The following is a 17,445-nucleotide window of genomic DNA, read 5'->3' as shown; positions in this document are numbered from 1 at the left end:
TCTTCTTTATATAGATGGAGTGGTTTATGGCGGATACGCGTCGTTGGGTGTGGCTTGGCGGGATTGTCCTGCTGTGCGTCTTTGTGTTCTTGCTGCATTCGATCCTGACGCCGTTCCTGGTCGCGTTGCTGCTGGCCTATCTCTTCGATCCGGTGGTGGATCGTCTGGAGAAGGCCGGGCTGTCGCGTACCTGGGGCGTGGTGGCGGTGTTCGCGCTGTTTACCCTGATCATCACGGCGTTGGTGCTGGTACTGGTGCCGATGCTGGCCAAGCAGCTGTTCCGACTCTATGAGCTGGCGCCGCAGATGCTCGATTGGCTGCAGCACACGGCAATGCCATGGGCCCAGGCCAAGCTGGGATTGGCGGATGGCTTCTGGAAGTTCGACAAGGTCAAGGCCGCGATCAGCGAGCACATGGGGCAGACCACCGATATTGTCGGCGTTGTACTAAGCCAAGCCACTGCGTCCAGCCTGGCGCTGATCGGTTGGCTGACCAATCTGGTACTGATCCCGGTGGTCGCGTTCTACCTGCTGCGCGACTGGGACCTCATGATGGCCAAGATCCGCAGCCTGCTGCCGCGTGACCGTGAGGAACGCATCGTCTCCCTCGCCGAAGAGTGCCACGAGGTATTGGGCGCCTTCGTGCGTGGCCAACTCCTGGTGATGTTGGCCCTGGGGATCATCTATGCGGCTGGCTTGATGGCCATCGGCCTGGAATTGGGCCTGCTGATTGGCCTGATCGCCGGCCTGGCTGCGATCGTGCCCTATATGGGCTTCGTGATTGGTATCGGCGCGGCACTGGTGGCCGGGCTGTTCCAGTTTGGTGGTGATTTGTACCCAATGTTGGGCATCGTGGCCGTGTTCATGGTCGGCCAGGCTCTGGAAGGCATGGTCCTGACGCCGCTGCTGGTCGGCGATCGGATTGGCCTGCACCCGGTGGCAGTGATCTTTGCGATCCTGGCGGGCGGTGAGCTGTTTGGCTTTACGGGCATCTTGCTGGCGCTGCCGGTGGCGGCAGTGATCATGGTGCTGGTGCGCCATGTGCACGATTTGTACAAGGATTCGGATGTGTATACAGGGGTTGAAGACCCGGATCTGTAACTTTGTCATCACAAGAAAAAATCGGAATCCGCTAAGGATTCCGATTTTTTTATGCCTGTGGCTCTGAGCCCCGTCGTAGTTAAGAACGTCGCCGGACCGCAGTTTTCACGTTTTCAGCCAGGCGTTTCTCCACGCCACCAGGTGTTCTTCCTTGAGTATCCAGTTCTTGAGCACCGCGCTACGCAGCGCGTCTCCGGCTCGAGCGCTGGCGTCCCGTTCGGTAAGGTGCTCGCGAATGGCGGCAATCCAGTCTTTAGGCGTGTTTCTGACCCGGGTCACCGGCAACTCACCGCTGTAACAACGAATATCCGAGCAAATCACCGGGAAACCACAGGCGCCATATTCCAGTAACCGCAAATTGCTTTTGCAGGCATTGAAAAAGTTGTCTTCCAGCGGCGCCAAGGCCAGATCCAGGTTCAAACCGGCCAGCCGTGATGGGTACTTTTCGATTGTCACACCTTGGTGGAATTCGTGGACATAGGGGCGTAGTTCCGGTGGGCACATACCCATGAATACCCATTCCACATCCTGCGCCAGCTCGCGAACCACTTCGGCGATAACTCGCAGGTCGCCGCCGTGACTTGAACCACCGGCCCAGCCGACCCGTGGCTTGCGGCCTTGTTGGCGATGGCTGGTCAGATCGTTCCACCATGTGCCTGGCAGGCGGTTTTCCATCACGCGGATGTCTGCATTGAAGTGTTCCAGCGCATCGGCGAGCGGCTGGGTCGACACCACCAGCCGGTCGCAGAGGCCGATAGCTTGTTTCAGACGGTTTGCGGTGTCTTTGGGAAACAACTGGCGACTTGCGTTGCCGGTGGGGACATCAAGAATATAGTCATCCAGTTCATAGACCTTGAACGCCTTGGAGAATGCTTTGGTGTTCTCGATAATCTCCAACTGAGGTGTAGTGAATTGCCGCTGGAAAATGATCGTATCCGGCGCATGGCGCTCTACTTCTACAGGTTGTAGTAGCCAGTCGCTGACCGCGCCCTCGATCAGCCCCGCTGCCTTCAGGGCAGCAAAAGGTTGGCGCACGCGGTAGTGCCCACTGCCGAAAAAATCGCCGGGGTAGCAAAGGGCGTAAGGCAATTGATGGCTGGCGAACGGATGCCAGCCCGCGTCGCTACGGCATTCATAGGCAAATCCGCGGCCTTCCAGTGTCAGGTTGCGGTTATAGGCCGGGTCATTGGCGAGCTGCGGCAGCCAGCGCTGGTACATCACCGATTGCTCGCGTTTGAAGCGCTCGCGTTTGGCTTCCAGTCTGGTCGTGTCGACCTTGTTCTGACTGACGTTGGCTTCGTGCATCAGCAATGCATAAGGTGTCCAGACAATCAGTTGCCCGGCTTGGCCCACTTTCAGGCAGAGGTCTACGTCGTTGAATGAAACCCCCAGGCTCGTCTCGTCCATTCCACCCACCTGGTGGTACAGGTCGGCACGGATCATCAGGCAGGCAGCGGTGACCGCGCTGTAGTTCTGGTCAACTTGCAAGCGATGAAGGTAGCCGTTGGACTGTATGGGGTCGCCGACAAAGGGGTGGTCCGCTACGCCGTGCAAACCGAGCACCACGCCCCCGTGCTGAATAGTCCCGTCGAGTAACAACAACTTGGCGCCGACTATCCCCACTTCCGGCCGCTGGGCGTGATGGAGCATGGCGCCGAGCCAGTCGCCATCAATGACCGCAGTGTCGTTGTTGAGGAGCACCAGGTATTCGCCACGGGCTTGGCTGGCGGCGTAGTTATTGATGGCTGAATAGTTGAACGGATGCGGGTAGCGCAGTATGCGTACCTTGGCGTTATTCAACTGCTCCATGCCCGTGAACCACTCACGGGCCTGCGCCGTTTCACTATTGTTGTCGATGATGATCAGTTCGTAGTTCGTGTAGCGGGTTTTCTCCATCACGCTTTCGATGCAGCGCATCAACATCGGCAGTTGGTCCTTGGTCGGGATCACGATGGACACCAATGGTTGCCCGGCGTGTTGGTAAATTACGCGATTGACCATCGGCAAAGGCCCCGTACGCATTTCATGAGCCACGTCCAAACGTTGCAAGTGCGCTTGGACTATAGCTGCCGAGTGTGCAATGACCTGAGGCTCGCCGAGCCACTGGCCGAAGTTGATCTGCTGGTGCACGAGCACATCCGCGAGGTGTCCGACGGTGCCTAGCCCGTGGGTTTCTATCAGCCGAAAGAGCAGGTCATGGGGCGCGAGTTCGGCGAAGGCGGGGTCGAAGCCATTGAGATTCAACGCTGACTCGCGACTGAATGCCAAGGCTCGGCCAACATAGGGATAACTACGCAGCAGGTCCAGATTAAGGTCAGGCTTGAACACCGGGTCTTGGTAACCGGTAGCGGTCAGCGAATCTTCATCGGTGTAGCACATGCTGATGCCCGGGTTAAGGGCGATGCCCTCTGCCAGCAATAGCAACGCGTGGGGATCAAGTCGGTCGCCGCCCCGTAGCAGGTAGCACCAGTCGACCTGGATGGCCTGAAGCAGCTCATTGAGCTGGCTGGGCCAGGACTCCGCCAGCGGTAGCCAGACCAAGTTATCGGCCGGTGTCATCCCGGCCGGCTCGCTGTTTGACAGCACCACGATGGCCGCCGCCTTGTAGAGTTGGCGGTTGATGCTTTCCAGGCTGGCACGTAGCTGCGCAATATCACCGGTAGTATCGGTCAACACCACCAATACGTCGGTGTGCTGTGGCCAGCCAGCCAGCCGTGTTGGCAAGCCTTCGAAGTCCGCGGTAGACAGTTGTCGGGTATCCAGCCATCGCCGATACTGGTCGATATTGCGCTGGTGTTTGCCTGCATTCGCCAGCACGCCGAAGAAGCGCTCGATAGCGTGTGCCAGCGTGCCGGTAAGCTGACCGCGTTCAGTGTCGAAATCTTTGCCGGTGAGGTTCATCCGTTCCAAGGGGGCCAACGCTTCAATGCGTACAAAGAACATGGAGCCGGCAAAAAAATCCGCATCGTCGATTCGTTGTGAATCAATCCCGGCGCGTTCGGCCAGGGCCAGCAGGCGCTGACGGTCTTCTTCTTCAAGGTCCTGAGTGACTTGCGCCCGGTAAGGCTCTGTGCCGAGCAGTGGATGGTGCGATGGGGCGGCAAGATATTCTACCGACTGCCGGAATCGCACAGGGCTGAGCAAATCATCGAAAAGGTCATGTGCCCAGGAGCTCTCGGTGCCCATATGGGCCGAGCGTTTGGTGTGCAGCTTGACCAGCGTGGTGATGTTGTCGGCACGCAAGTTCGCAAGTACGTGGAGGAATGGCAGGGCATCCCTACCGTGATCGGGCACCCGATAGAGCGAGTATTTCAAACCGCTGACGGCGAGGTGGCTGTGTACGGTGTCTTCCAGGCCGGCTACGCACGTTACGTATAGATGCAGGCGTTCATGCAGCAGGACCAGGCGGCGCAAAATGTCTAGCAGCACACCTGGAAGATACACATGGATCACCACGCCAATGGGAGGCTCGCCGTCTTCGAGAACGGGCTGCTCGGCGACAAGTACTTCGCACTCGCCGACAAGCGGGGCGGCACTGTGCGAGGTAATGAGTGGCTGGAAATCGCAAGCCAGGTAGGCGCCCTGTACATGAAACGGCTCAAAGGCCTCAGGGGCTGACAAGGGGGCACGTCGCACCTGCGATGAAGGCTGCGGGTTGTAGAGCCCCAGTGCGTGGATCTGGCGGGTGAAATTGGCGAGGCCCTGATCGAACAGATCCTGCATATCTGGCTGGTTCTGGCGTTGCTCGGCATGCCGGCGAAAGAGTGACAGGGGCTCCTGTATGAAAGCGAGATGGCCGTGTTGCAGCAGGTTCACAAACATGGCCAAGTCGTTAATGGCACGAATAACGACGCCGCCCAAAGCGCAGATATGTGGCGCTTTGTCGATCAGTTGGGCGCGACGAAACATCACTGTGCTAGGTTCGCCAATGAAATTGACAGGCCAGTCGCACAGTAGCGAAATGAGGTCTGCACCCTGCAGGCAGGCGTCTTTGTCGAATACTTCACACGTCTGGAGGATGTCAGGCAGTGGCTCGTCTTCGGTTCCAATCAGTCGGCGCCGTGAAGTGACCAGCGAGATATCGTTACGTGCCTCAAGCACGGCGGCAAGGCGCTCGACGCAATTGGGCAGCAACAGATCGTCGTCATTGAGAAACTTGATGTATTCGCCCCGGGATTCTTCCAGGCAGCGACTGAGGTTGAGCTGGCCACCCAACTGCTGTTCGTTGTGCAGGTAGCGCACCGGCACTGCGGTCTGTGCAGCAAGACGCTCGGTGATCAGGCGGATGCCGTCGTCACGACAATCGTCTGTGATCACTATCTCCAGATTCGCGTAGCTCTGGTTCAGTGCGCTACTCAGCGCGGCCTCGAAGAACCGCGGGTTATAGGCAGGTATCGCAATGCTGACCAGCGGTAAGCGGCTGGTCGGGAGGGTATTGGTCATGCTCACACCAACTTGAACAGGGGGCGAAGGTAGAACTCGCTGAGGCCGCCTTCACGGCCGAGGCGATCACAGGTTTCAGCTTGAGCGAGGGCGCCGGGGCTATCGAACAGCTCGATTTTCCGTGTGTGCGGGTCCAATACCAACCCGATGTGTTCGATCTCCCAGCCGGTGCCTCTCAGTGCTGCATCGACGTAAGCGAGTTTTTCGGCCAGTACATTGCGACCCGCCACGGGTTGCGCGGTGTCGCCACCCCAATTGAAACCCATCTGGTAGAGGAGGCAGTCGGCTGACGGGCGAAGCGCCTTCAGAAAACCCTGGATATAACCTTGCAGGGCATGTTTGTCGGGCACAAGCGCGGCATCGAAATCGACTCCTGCATGATGTAATACGTTGAACAACAACAACGTATCGAAATGCCCCGGCATCGCCTGCGCGACTGCGTAGTCGAGGGCTTGCTGTACGACCTCGACGTTGTTCAAATCGAACTCGACGCTCAAGGCGCGAATAAAGTTGGCGCTGGTCTCGTCCAGCTCCCAGGCAACGCAGTGGCTGCTGGGGTAAGTATGAGCGAGGGTGGTGCTGAATAGTCCGGTATTGGCGCCGACATCCAGCAGCCGTTGGCCGCTGAAGTCGAAGTGCGCTTCCAGGTATTCCAGGCGGCCGTGGTCGGCACGCCAACGCGGGTTCACCGGTACGTCAAAGCCTAGTCGTTCTGTCACGAAAGCAGGCAGCGGTTGGTAACAGGCGTGTTTCCCGGAGTGCATATACAGCGCCAGTAGTTGTTCTTTGGTCATTGGCGTTTGCCTGAACGAAGGAATTCGAAGAAGAACAGCCTCAGGCTGTCAGTGGCGAACCAGATGTCATAGCGCGGCAGCCAACAGCAGGCCTTGAGCAGCCAGCTGCGAGCGCCGGCGAAAAAGCGCATGTCACTGCGTGGCTGTCCGACAAAGCCGCCGAGCCAGAGGTACTTGTCCCGTTGCCAGACGCCTAGAAAACGCTGTTGCGCGGCCATTTGCGGCGTCTGGTGCCGATCTTGCACCAACCAGCTGGCGCGGAAGCCATTTTCAAGCGCCAGTTGCATCGGCCCCCAAAGGCGTGGGTTTGCCTCGATGATGAAGTGTTGGCCGGCGCTTTCCATCACCTCAAACATGATGAAGCCGCAATAGTGATGCTGTTCAAGCAATGCCCGCAGGCGCTGGTCGGTATTTGTATCGGGGCAGCGCACCAGCTCGGCGGCAACCATCGATTTGCCTGCCGCCTGCTGGGCGATGTTGCGTTGATAGAGCGCGACGACACCCGCGTCGTTGCGGAAATAGAGATAGTAAAAACTTTGTCCGTCTATATAGCGTTGAATGAGGTAGCGTGCGGCATCGTAGTGGCGTGCATGTTCAGCATACTCGGCAGCACTACGCACCAGCAGCGGGTAAAGGCGCTGGCCATGGGGGCCGCTTTCGACCCTGGGCTTGAGCACAAAGGGCAACTGGCCTTCAGACAATTGCTCGATTTGCGCGGGTATTTTCAGGCCGACGACTTTTGCCGCCGCCAAGAGTTTTTCCTTATCGGAAAACAGATGGTAAATAGCCGGGCTGACAGATATACCCTGGATGCCTTCCAGGAATAACCAGTCTTGCATGCCCATCAGCAGACGGTTTATCGACTCGGCGCTCGGGGCGATGGTCAGCGGGCGTGTGGGGTGGCTGGCCTTGATGTCGAGCAGTAGGCGCTTGAATTCATTTTCATCAAGGGCATCCTGAGTGCGTTGTGCAAACAGGTAGCGGCGAAGGCGTGTGCGATATAGCGCATCTTGAGTGTTGCGTGTGATTAAGACGAAGTCGATGCGGTCGCGCTGAAGGGAGCGACAAAAAGCGCCGACCGCGCGCTCGTTGGCCCCGGTGAATATGATCACCAAAGGCTTTTCAGCGGGTGTCATCGTCATCGCGCAGCCAGTTGTTCAGCGAGCAATTCGGCCAGGCATTCTATGACTCTATCCACGCATTGATCGCTGAGTGAAAGATGAAACGGCAATCCCAGCAAACGCTCCGCTAATTGGTCAACCACTGGCAGCGGGCCAGCCGTATAGGCTTGGAAAGCGGGGTGGCCATGCAGCGGAGGGCAGTACCAGCGCCGGGTTTCGATGTCTTTGCCCAGCAGGCGCAACTGAATATCTACACCGCGTAACCCCGCGGGCAGCATTACGGGCATCAGGCTGTACACGCCATCGACGGGCTTGGACTGGAGTTTCAGTGCAGGGATTTTTTCATTTAGGCGTTCTACGTAGCGTTGATGCAAATTGCGTCGTGCTTCTGCGACAGTTGGCCAATTGTCCATCGCGGCCAGTGCGACGGCGGCGTGGTATTCGCTCATCTTGCCGTTCTCGCCGGCCTCGAAGACCAGGCCTCCACTCTGTGCATCGATGCCGAAGTTACTTAATGCTCGCATGCTTTGGGCGTAGGCGTGGTGGCGCGAAGCCACGAAACCACCTTCACCTCCCCCTAGGGATTTGGTGGCGTGCAGGCTGAAGGCGACTTTGGTCGTCAGTCCAATCTGCTGGTTACCCCAGGCGCCTGCGGCATCGACGACCACCGGAATTCCGGTTTCGGCACTAAAAAGATCCCAGCCAGCGACATCTTGAGCGCAACCGTACGTGGACACCGGCATCACTGCATCGAAGGGCACTTCGGCCAGCACTGCGCGTGCTATGGCGGGGGTCAGCAACCAATTGTCAGGATCGACGTCGCTGATAAGCGGCGTGAGTCCGGCCCGGATGATTGCGGTAGCCGTGGCAACGAACGTCAATCCGGGTACCAATACGCGGCCGCTCTTGCGAAGCTTCAGGGCTTCCAATGCAATTTGCAGCGCACACGTACCATTCGCCATAGACACAACATGGACTTGCGCGGGCTCGCGACTGAAAGAGCGCGATAGCCGGCCCTCTAGCTCATTGACCAGCGGGCCGAAGTTGGTGTACCAGCGGTTTTCATCGATTTGCTTCCAGTACGCAAGAATCTGCTCGACTTTGGGCATTTCCGGAACGAGCAGCTTGATGATGTTTTTCATGGTACGCACAACCGTCAATGAAATGTCGTTCTTGGCAATATGACGAGGCGAAGCAGGAAACATACCAATTTGGTAAAGGGTCGGCTTGGTGGGTTCGCGGTTCTGCGGCATCGAACAATTTGCATAAAACCAACAAGTTAACGCAAACCTTTGATTTTGCTTGGGGTCTGTTGCATTGTGCGCCCGGCGTCACGGGTATAAACTTTGCAAACTTTACACAGAGGCCACTAACGGTTCGTTTGGAGCCGTTCAGTCAGCATGAAACCGATTCAGCTGCCCTTGGGTGTGCGTCTGCGTGACGACGCCACCTTTATCAACTACTACCCAGGCGCCAATGCCGCTGCACTCGGCTATGTCGAGCGGCTCTGCGAAGCCGACGCCGGGTGGACCGAAAGCCTGATCTATTTGTGGGGCAAGCACGGCGTAGGGCGTACCCACCTGTTGCAGGCCGCGTGCCTGCGTTTCGAGCAAATGGGCGAGCCGGCGGTTTACCTGCCCCTGGCTGAGTTGATGGATCGCGGTATCGGCATTTTCGACCATCTTGAGCAGTACGAGCTGGTGTGCCTGGACGATCTGCAAGCGATCGCCGGCAAGGCGGAATGGGAAGAGGCGCTCTTTCACTTGTTCAACCGTTTGCGTGACAGTGGTCGGCGCCTGCTGATTGCCGCGTCTACCTCGCCACGGGAATTGCCGATCAAGCTGGCCGACCTCAAGTCGCGGATGACCTTGGCGCTGATCTTCCAGATGCGCCCGCTCTCCGACGAAGACAAATTGCGTGCCTTGCAACTGCGTGCTTCCCGTCGTGGCCTGCACCTCACCGATGAGGTGGGGCATTTTATTCTCACTCGCGGTACACGCAGCATGAGCGCATTGTTCGATTTGCTCGAACAGCTCGACCAGGCCTCCTTGCAGGCCCAGCGCAAGCTGACCATTCCCTTCTTGAAAGAAACCCTCGGCTGGTAGACAGCCCTTTGTTTTTGCCGCGTTCGGCAAATTCCAGGCGCCAGAAAACCTGCGTTTGAGCCGATGTGGCTACGCAAAAGGCAGGTACGGGGTGTTAAGGGCTTAGATGTCATGGTCCAAACAAGAAGTCACATAGATCACGATTGAATTTGCAAATCGATGTGATAGAGGGCATAGTCTCGTCTTCTTTACATATCAGCCACGGTCGTGCCCATGCTAAATCGCTTCGCACCCCTCGTGCCCCTCGCACTCGTTACCCTGTTGTTTGGTTGCGCCTCCCACCCTCAACAGGTGGCAGAACAGCAAAAACCACAGGTTCAAAATCAGGCAAAATTCGTTGCTGCACAGTCTGCTTCTGTTTATGAAGAAGAGCTGGCAACTGAAAAAGAGCTGACCAACTTCTCCGGTAGCAAGCCTTACCAGCTTCCCGTTCTGGCCGACAGCATCCTCGAACGCGGCATGTCCCTGATCGGTACCCGTTACCGTTTCGGCGGCACTTCTGAAGCCGGCTTCGACTGCAGCGGTTTCATCGGCTATCTGTTTCGTGAAGAAGCGGGCATGAACCTGCCACGCTCCACCCGCGAAATGATCAACGTGGATGCACCGTTGGTCGCGCGCAACAACCTCAAGCCCGGTGATCTGCTTTTCTTCAGTACAGCAGGGCGTGGTCGTGTGAGTCATGCCGGTATCTACTTGGGCGACAACCAGTTTATCCACTCCAGCAGCCGTCGCAGTGGCGGTGTTCGAGTCGACAATCTGGGCGACAGCTACTGGAGCAAAACCTTCATCGAAGCCAAGCGCGCACTCGCCATGGCCCCGACGACAGTTACCGCTAGCAAGTAAACTTAAAGTGATACTTGAAGTTTGACGTGTAAGCGCTAGAATCCCTGGACATTGTTGTAATCCGTTCGCGCGAGCTTTGCTTGCGCGTTCTGGTTTTCAGCGTTCGGCAGCGAAAGCCGCATCCAGACCAGGATTGTTCTGCCCATGTCGACCTCGGCCCGCCTGATCCTCATTCTTTGCGCCGCGCTGCTCAGCGCCTGCGCAAGTCGTCCACCGCCGCCTGCTCCCGTAGCGGTGAAGCCCAAGCCGGTGTTCAACTATTCCAGCCAGAATTTCTCGCCTGCGGCCGAAGACGTCCTCTTCCGTGCCCTGGGCCTGGTCGGCACGCCTTATCGGTGGGGCGGCAATACACCGGACTCCGGGTTTGATTGCAGTGGCCTGATCGGTTTTGTCTTCCGCGACGCTGCCGGTATCTCCCTGCCGCGTACCACTCGCGAATTGATCGTGATGCGTGCGCAAGATGTCAGCGAGCAGAATCTGCAGACGGGCGACCTGTTGTTCTTTGCCACGGGCGGCGGTTCACAGGTCAGCCACGCCGGGATCTACGTCGGTGAAGGCCGTTTTGTGCATGCACCGCAAACCGGCGGTACGGTGAAGCTGGACACCTTGTCCAAGGCGTATTGGCAGAATGCCTACCTGAGCGCCAAGCGCGTGTTGCCAGGCAATCTGGCGCGTAATCCCTAGAAAGCAGCGGCAGGTTTCACGCGTGAAGCTGCAAGCGGTGCGATGCCTGCTTGCGGCGATCAGCTTGAAGCTTGCAGCTCGCCCCTCAAACTACTACCCTTCGCCGCTTGTTCCAGGTGCTCTGTGGCCCATGGGTCGACGGAGTGAAACAGGGAAGCCGGTGAGTGAGCGCACTTGTACACAGTGACGCCGCGATCCCGGCGCTGCCCCCGCAACGGTAAATGAGTCAAGACGCTGCCTTTTGCCACTGTATCGCTCGCGATATGGGAAGGCGCAGCGTCGGTACGCGCTTCTATAAGACGCGCGCCACTCATGAGCCCGGAGACCGGCCTGCAACATCCAACAGCATCACGGTGGGCGATGCTTGGCTATCTGTTTTTTCTTTTTCCTGCCCGCCGTTTTTGTCCAGCCCCAACGGAGAGCTGCCATGACCGATTCCCCCGACCGCGACGAACGCCACCTGGCGCGCATGCTGCGCAAAAAAGCCGTGATCGATGAACGCATCGCCAACTCCCCGAACGAGTGCGGCCTGTTGCTAGTGCTGACCGGCAACGGCAAAGGCAAGAGCAGCTCCGCGTTCGGCATGCTGGCCCGAGCCATGGGGCACGGCATGCAGTGCGGTGTGGTGCAGTTCATCAAGGGGCGCAACAGTACCGGTGAGGAATTGTTCTTCCGCCGTTTCCCCGAGCAAGTGCGCTTTCATGTCATGGGCGAAGGCTTCACCTGGGAAACCCAGGACCGCCAGCGTGACATCGCCGCCGCCGAAGCCGCCTGGGCGGTTTCCCGCGAGTTGCTGCAGGACCCGTCTATCGGTCTTGTCGTACTCGACGAACTGAACATCGCCCTCAAGCACGGCTATCTCGACCTGGACCAGGTGCTCAGCGACCTGCAAGCCCGCCCGCCGATGCAACACGTGGTGGTCACCGGCCGCGGTGCCAAGCCTGAACTGATCGAAATGGGCGACACCGTCACCGAAATGGGCATGCTCAAACACGCGTTCCAAGCCGGTATCAAGGCACAGAAGGGCGTCGAACTTTGAATCAGCCCCGTCATTGCCCGGCCGTCTTGATTGCCGCACCGGCGTCCGGCCAGGGCAAAACCACCGTCACCGCCGCGCTTGCCCGATTGCACCGCAACCTGGGGCGCAGGGTACGCGTGTTCAAATGCGGCCCGGACTTCCTCGATCCGATGATCCACGAACGCGCCAGCGGTGCGCCGGTGTATCAATTGGACATGTGGATGGTGGGCGAGCAGGAAAGTCGTCGCTTGCTATGGGAAGCGGCGGGGGAGGCGGACCTGATCCTGATCGAAGGCGTGATGGGCCTGTTCGATGGCACACCGTCGAGCGCCGACCTGGCGCGACACTTCGGCGTGCCTGTCTTGGGCGTGATTGACGGTACGGCGATGGCCCAGACCTTCGGCGCGTTGGCCCTGGGCCTGGCACGTTATCAGCCGGATCTGCCGTTTGCCGGGGTGCTGGCCAATCGCGTTGGCACCTTGCGTCACGCACAATTGCTCGAAGGCAGCCTCACCGAAGGCCTGCGCTGGTACGGCGCGTTATCCCGCGAGACCGGTATCGAACTGCCTAGCCGTCACTTAGGCCTGGTACAGGCGAGCGAACTGAACGACCTCGATGTGCGTCTCGATGCAGCCGCCCAAGCGCTGGGCAGCAGTTGCGAAGTGGCTTTGCCGCCGCCAGTGACCTTTGCCGCACCGGAAGTGATCGAAACCCAGCCATTGCTCAACGGTGTGCGCATCGCCGTGGCCCGCGACGAAGCCTTCGCGTTTACCTATGGCGCCAGCCTCGACCTGCTGCGGGCAATGGGCGCTGAACTGGAGTTTTTCTCGCCGATCCACGATCGCGAATTGCCTGATGTCGACAGCCTCTATCTGCCCGGTGGTTATCCGGAATTGCACCACCAGGCGCTGGCGGAGAACACCTCGATGCTTGACGCCATCCGCGCTCATCATGCCGCCGGCAAACCGCTGCTCGCCGAATGCGGCGGCATGCTCTACCTGCTGGACTCGCTGACCGATGTCGAGGGTGTTCGCGCCGAACTGGTGGGCCTGCTGCAAGGCGATGCGGTGATGCAGAAGAAACTCGCGGCCTTGGCGCTGCAAAATGTCGAATTGCCCGAAGGCACGCTGCGCGGCCATACCTATCACCACTCCCTGACCACCACCGAATGGCAGCCGATTGCCCGTGGCCTTAGCCCCAATGGCGGACGCGGTGCCGAGGCGGTTTATCGGCAGGGGCGGATGACGGCTTCCTACGTACACTTTTACTTCCCCTCGAATCCCCAGGCGGTGGCCGCATTGTTCGCGCCCGATCCTGTAGGCGCCGGCTTGCCGGCGATGAGGCCATGACCGACAACGCCTTCCCCGAGGCCGACCGCCAGGCCGTCTACCGCGCCATCGCTGAACGTCGCGACATGCGCCACTTCAGCGGCGGCACTGTCGCCCCCGAATTGCTCCATCGTCTGCTCCAGGCCGCGCACCAGGCACCCAGTGTCGGCCTGATGCAGCCCTGGCGTTTTATCCGCATCAGCGACCGTCCGTTGCGTGGGCAGATTCAACAACTGGTGGAAGAAGAACGCATACGCACCGCCGAAGCCCTGGGTGAACGCTCCGATGAGTTCATGAAGCTCAAGGTCGAAGGCATTCACGACTGCGCCGAAGTGCTGGTGGCGGCGTTGATGGATGACCGTGAGCGGCACATTTTTGGGCGGCGCACGTTGCCTGAAATGGACATGGCGTCACTGTCCTGTGCTATTCAGAATCTTTGGCTGGCGGCCCGTGTCGAAGGGCTGGGCATGGGCTGGGTCTCGCTGTTCGAGCCCCAGGCCCTGGCTGATCTGCTGGGTTTGCCACCCGGCGCGAAACCTTTGGCCGTGCTGTGCCTGGGGCCGGTGGCCGAGTTCTACCCGGCCCCGATGTTGCAACTCGAAGGCTGGACCGAGCCTCGGCCGCTGAGTGACATGTTGTATGAGAATGGGTGGGGAGTGAGTCAATGAGTGTGGCCTTGCTGTGTGTCGCTGCAGTCGCGCTGGATGCGCTGCTGGGCGAACCCAGACGCTGGCATCCGCTGGTGGCGTTCGGCAATTTCGCCGGGCGCATCGAGCAACGTTTCAATACCGGTGGTCGCGGCTGGCGCAGTCATGGCGTGACCGCGTGGGTTATCGCCGTGGTGCCGCTGACTCTGCTGGCTACGGCTTTATCCTGGGCGCCGTACATCGGCTGGGTATTGGAGATCCTGGCGTTGTACTGCGCGCTTGGCATGCGCAGCCTTGGCGAGCATGTGATCCCGGTGGCCCAGGCCTTGCGCAGCGATGACCTGGACGAAGCGCGCCGGCGCGTGAGCTACCTCGTAAGCCGTCAGACCAGTGAACTGGACAGCACCGAAGTCGCCCGCGCGGCCACTGAGTCGGTGCTGGAGAACGGCAGCGATGCGGTCTTCGCCGCGCTGTTCTGGTTTGTGCTCGCGGGGGTGCCGGGCGTGGTGCTTTATCGCCTGAGCAACACCCTTGATGCCATGTGGGGCTATCGCAACGAACGTTTTGAACGCTTCGGCTGGGCGGCGGCAAAGATTGACGACGTGCTGAACTACATTCCTGCACGCCTGGTGGCGTTGACCTATGCGGTACTGGGTAAGACTCGTCTGGCGCTCAAATGCTGGCGCACCCAGGGCCCGACCTGGGACAGCCCGAACGCTGGCCCGGTAATGGCTGCCGGTGCCGGCGCCCTGGGCGTGGAGTTGGGCGGCGCCGCCATCTATCACGGTGAAGTGCACCAGCGTCCGCAACTGGGCGAAGGCCCGGCGGCAGATGCCGATTCCATCGACCGGGGCTGGCAACTGGTGCAGCGCGGCGTATGGTTGTGGCTGCTGATTCTATGCGCGGGGGCGCAATTCTATGCTTGAGCACGGTGGCCGGTTGCGCAGGGCGTCGATTCAGTACGGGATAGCCGAGGCCGATTGGCTCGACCTGTCCAGCGGCCTCGCGCCCTGGCCCTGGCCGATTCCCGAGATCCCGCTGCGGGCCTGGGCGCGCCTGCCGGAAACCGACGACGGCCTGGAGCAGGCCGCCAGCGAATACTATGGCGCTGCACACCTGTTGCCGGTGCCCGGCTCCCAGGCGGCCATCCAGTTGCTGCCACGCCTGCGCCGCGCTGGCAAAGTCGGCGTGTTGTCACCGTGCTATGCCGAACACGCCGAAGCCTGGCGCCGCGCCGGCTACGTGGTGCGCGAAGTGCAAGAGCAGGAAGTCGACTTCTTCTTGGAGGGGCTCGACGTACTGGTGGTGGTCAACCCCAACAACCCCACCGGCCTGAACCTGGCCCCACAACGCTTGCTGGACTGGCATTCGCGGCTGGCCCAGCGGGGCGGCTGGCTGGTGGTAGACGAAGCGTTCATGGATGTCACCCCTCAATTCAGCCTGGCGGGCCATGCCCATCAGGTCGGCCTGATCGTGTTGCGCTCGTTCGGTAAATTCTTCGGTCTGGCCGGGGTGCGGCTGGGCTTTGTATTGGCCGAGCGCAAGCTGCTCAAGTTGCTGGCCGAACAGGTCGGCCCCTGGGCCGTCAGCGGACCGACGCGGGTGTTGGGTCAGATATGTCTGCGCGACACCATCGGTCAGGCGCTCCAACGCGTGCGTTGCATCGAGGCAGGCCAGCGTTTGTTCGCCTTGCTGGAGCGCCACGGCTTTCCCCCCCAGGGTGGCTGCGCGTTGTTTCAATGGCTGATCACGCCTCACGCCGAACGCATGCACGAATTCATGGCCCAGCGCGGCATCCTGCTACGGCTGTTTGTCCACGACAGCAGTCTGCGTTTCGGCCTGCCCGACACCGAGGCTGACTGGCTACGGCTGGACGAAGCCTTGGTCGCCTTTAAGGACGCTACATGAGCACGCTGATGGTGCAAGGCACCACCTCCGACGCCGGCAAAAGCACCTTGGTGACGGCGCTGTGCCGCTGGCTGGTCCGTCAGGGCGTGGCGGTGGTGCCGTTCAAGCCGCAGAACATGGCGCTCAACAGCGCCGTGACCGCAGAAGGCGGCGAAATCGGCCGCGCCCAGGCTGTGCAGGCCCAGGCCGCCAACCTGGCGCCGCACACCGACATGAACCCGGTGTTGCTCAAGCCTAACAGTGACACCGGCTCCCAAGTGATCATCCACGGTCGCGCCGTCACCACCATGAACGCTGTGGCCTACCACGACTACAAATCCATCGCGATGCAAGCGGTGCTGGCTTCCCACGCCCGGTTGAGCCAGGCTTACCCCGTGGTAATGGTGGAAGGCGCGGGCTCCCCGGCGGAGATCAACCTGCGCGCCAATGACATCGCCAACATGGGCTTCGCCGAAGCGGTGGATTGCCCGGTTTTGCTGATCGCCGACATCAATCGCGGCGGGGTGTTTGCCCATTTGGTCGGGACCTTGAAATTGCTATCGCCCACGGAGCAGGCACGGGTCAAGGGCTTTATCATTAACCGTTTTCGCGGTGACATCGCGCTGTTGCAACCCGGTCTGGATTGGCTGGAAGCGCGCACCGGCAAACCGGTGGTGGGCGTGTTGCCTTACGTGATGGACCTGCACCTGGAAGCCGAAGACGGCATCGACAGGCGCCAGACCGACAAGGTGGCCCAGGTACTCAAGGTGGTAGTGCCGGTGTTGCCGCGCATCAGCAACCACACGGATTTCGACCCGCTGCGCCTGCATCCTCAAGTGGATCTGCAATTCATCGGGCCAGGCCAGCCAATCCCCGCCGCCGACTTGATCATCCTCCCCGGCTCGAAAAGCGTACGCAGCGACCTGTCCTATTTGCGCACCAACGGCTGGGACACCGCCGTGGCGCGGCACTTGCGCTATGGCGGCAAGGTGCTCGGCATTTGCGGCGGCCTGCAGATGCTCGGCGAGCAGGTGCATGACCCGCTGGGCCTGGAAGGGCCTGCCGGCTCCAGCGATGGGCTTGGGCTGCTGGCGTTCAGCACTACGCTTGAAGAAGAGAAGCAGTTGCGCAACGTGCGCGGGCGGCTGTTGCTGGAGGATGCCGAAGTCTGCGGCTATGAGATTCATGCGGGCGTGACGTCTGGCGACGCTTTGTCGAACGCTGCCGTGTTGCTGGATGACGGTCGCACGGATGGCGCGCAAAGTGCCGACGGGCAAATTCTCGGCACCTACCTGCATGGCTTGTTCGAAAGCCCGGCGGCCTGCAGCGCCTTGCTGCGCTGGGCCGGTCTGCAGGATGTGCAGGCGGTGGATTACCACGCGTTGCGCGAGCGCGATATCGAGCGCCTGGCGGACCTGGTGGAGAATCACTTGGACACCGATTTATTGCGCAAGCTGTGCGGGGTCTGACGGTGA

General features: G+C 60.1%; 14 protein-coding genes and 1 riboswitch. Of the genes, 10 read left to right on the top strand and 4 right to left on the bottom strand.

The annotated features are described in order from the left end of the window. The first annotated feature begins 26 nt into the window (after nt 1-26). Nucleotides 27-1,100 carry an AI-2E family transporter gene (locus AB4N92_RS04130; protein WP_010208663.1) on the top strand — a complete coding sequence of 358 codons (1,074 nt, stop codon included), beginning with the start codon at nt 27-29 and terminating at the stop codon, nt 1,098-1,100. A 105-nt stretch (nt 1,101-1,205) separates the two neighbouring features. On the opposite strand, the gene AB4N92_RS04125 is transcribed toward AB4N92_RS04130, so the two are convergent. From AB4N92_RS04125 to AB4N92_RS04110, 4 genes are read right to left on the bottom strand one after another with little or no spacing between them, the layout of a single operon-like run. Next, nucleotides 1,206-5,543: a glycosyltransferase gene (locus tag AB4N92_RS04125; RefSeq protein WP_236266888.1), complete on the bottom strand. Its 4,338-nt coding sequence runs from the start codon at nt 5,541-5,543 to the stop codon at nt 1,206-1,208. A 2-nt stretch (nt 5,544-5,545) separates the two neighbouring features. Beyond that, entirely contained in the window at nt 5,546-6,337 is a 792-nt protein-coding gene (locus AB4N92_RS04120; protein ID WP_010208665.1) for a class I SAM-dependent methyltransferase, read from the bottom strand. Next, nucleotides 6,334-7,479, bottom strand: coding sequence for an ATP-grasp domain-containing protein (locus AB4N92_RS04115; RefSeq protein ID WP_236266889.1), 1,146 nt, complete (start codon nt 7,477-7,479; stop codon nt 6,334-6,336). The genes AB4N92_RS04120 and AB4N92_RS04115 overlap by 4 nt, the downstream gene beginning before the upstream one ends. Next, nucleotides 7,476-8,711, bottom strand: a complete 1,236-nt coding sequence (locus AB4N92_RS04110; protein ID WP_010208668.1) for a DegT/DnrJ/EryC1/StrS family aminotransferase — start codon at nt 8,709-8,711, stop codon at nt 7,476-7,478. The genes AB4N92_RS04115 and AB4N92_RS04110 overlap by 4 nt, the downstream gene beginning before the upstream one ends. A 147-nt stretch (nt 8,712-8,858) precedes the next feature. On the opposite strand from AB4N92_RS04110, the gene hda reads away from it, so the two are divergent. From hda to AB4N92_RS04065, 9 genes are all read left to right on the top strand, one after another. After that, the gene (hda, locus tag AB4N92_RS04105) at nt 8,859-9,563 is read left to right on the top strand and encodes a DnaA regulatory inactivator Hda (protein WP_010208669.1); all 705 of its coding nucleotides are present in this window, start codon (nt 8,859-8,861) and stop codon (nt 9,561-9,563) included. Between the two features lie 213 nt (nt 9,564-9,776). Further along, nucleotides 9,777-10,406, top strand: coding sequence for a C40 family peptidase (locus tag AB4N92_RS04100; RefSeq protein ID WP_010208671.1), 630 nt, complete (start codon nt 9,777-9,779; stop codon nt 10,404-10,406). A 144-nt stretch (nt 10,407-10,550) separates the two neighbouring features. Then, a complete protein-coding gene (locus AB4N92_RS04095) occupies nt 10,551-11,090 on the top strand; it encodes a C40 family peptidase (RefSeq protein ID WP_010208673.1) in 540 nt (179 codons plus the stop codon). 97 nt (nt 11,091-11,187) lie between these two features. Next, nucleotides 11,188-11,438: riboswitch (cobalamin riboswitch) on the top strand. A 79-nt stretch (nt 11,439-11,517) separates the two neighbouring features. Further along, the gene (gene cobO, locus AB4N92_RS04090) at nt 11,518-12,129 is read left to right on the top strand and encodes a cob(I)yrinic acid a,c-diamide adenosyltransferase (protein WP_010208674.1); all 612 of its coding nucleotides are present in this window, start codon (nt 11,518-11,520) and stop codon (nt 12,127-12,129) included. Next, a complete protein-coding gene (locus AB4N92_RS04085) occupies nt 12,126-13,457 on the top strand; it encodes a cobyrinate a,c-diamide synthase (RefSeq protein ID WP_042571877.1) in 1,332 nt (443 codons plus the stop codon). Before cobO ends, AB4N92_RS04085 begins: the two co-directional genes overlap by 4 nt. Then, nucleotides 13,454-14,104 carry a 5,6-dimethylbenzimidazole synthase gene (bluB, locus tag AB4N92_RS04080; RefSeq protein ID WP_042571876.1) on the top strand — a complete coding sequence of 217 codons (651 nt, stop codon included), beginning with the start codon at nt 13,454-13,456 and terminating at the stop codon, nt 14,102-14,104. The genes AB4N92_RS04085 and bluB overlap by 4 nt, the downstream gene beginning before the upstream one ends. Then, the gene (gene cbiB, locus AB4N92_RS04075; RefSeq protein WP_010208681.1) at nt 14,101-15,009 is read left to right on the top strand and encodes an adenosylcobinamide-phosphate synthase CbiB; all 909 of its coding nucleotides are present in this window, start codon (nt 14,101-14,103) and stop codon (nt 15,007-15,009) included. Before bluB ends, cbiB begins: the two co-directional genes overlap by 4 nt. Then, nucleotides 15,002-15,991 carry a threonine-phosphate decarboxylase CobD gene (gene cobD, locus AB4N92_RS04070; RefSeq protein ID WP_047540394.1) on the top strand — a complete coding sequence of 330 codons (990 nt, stop codon included), beginning with the start codon at nt 15,002-15,004 and terminating at the stop codon, nt 15,989-15,991. Before cbiB ends, cobD begins: the two co-directional genes overlap by 8 nt. After that, nucleotides 15,988-17,439 carry a cobyric acid synthase gene (locus AB4N92_RS04065; RefSeq protein ID WP_460129314.1) on the top strand — a complete coding sequence of 484 codons (1,452 nt, stop codon included), beginning with the start codon at nt 15,988-15,990 and terminating at the stop codon, nt 17,437-17,439. The genes cobD and AB4N92_RS04065 overlap by 4 nt, the downstream gene beginning before the upstream one ends. The last annotated feature ends 6 nt before the right edge of the window (nt 17,440-17,445 follow it).

It is taken from the genome of Pseudomonas sp. S3_A09, from assembly GCF_054668065.1.
This window is presented reverse-complemented; position numbering and strand designations above follow the sequence as displayed.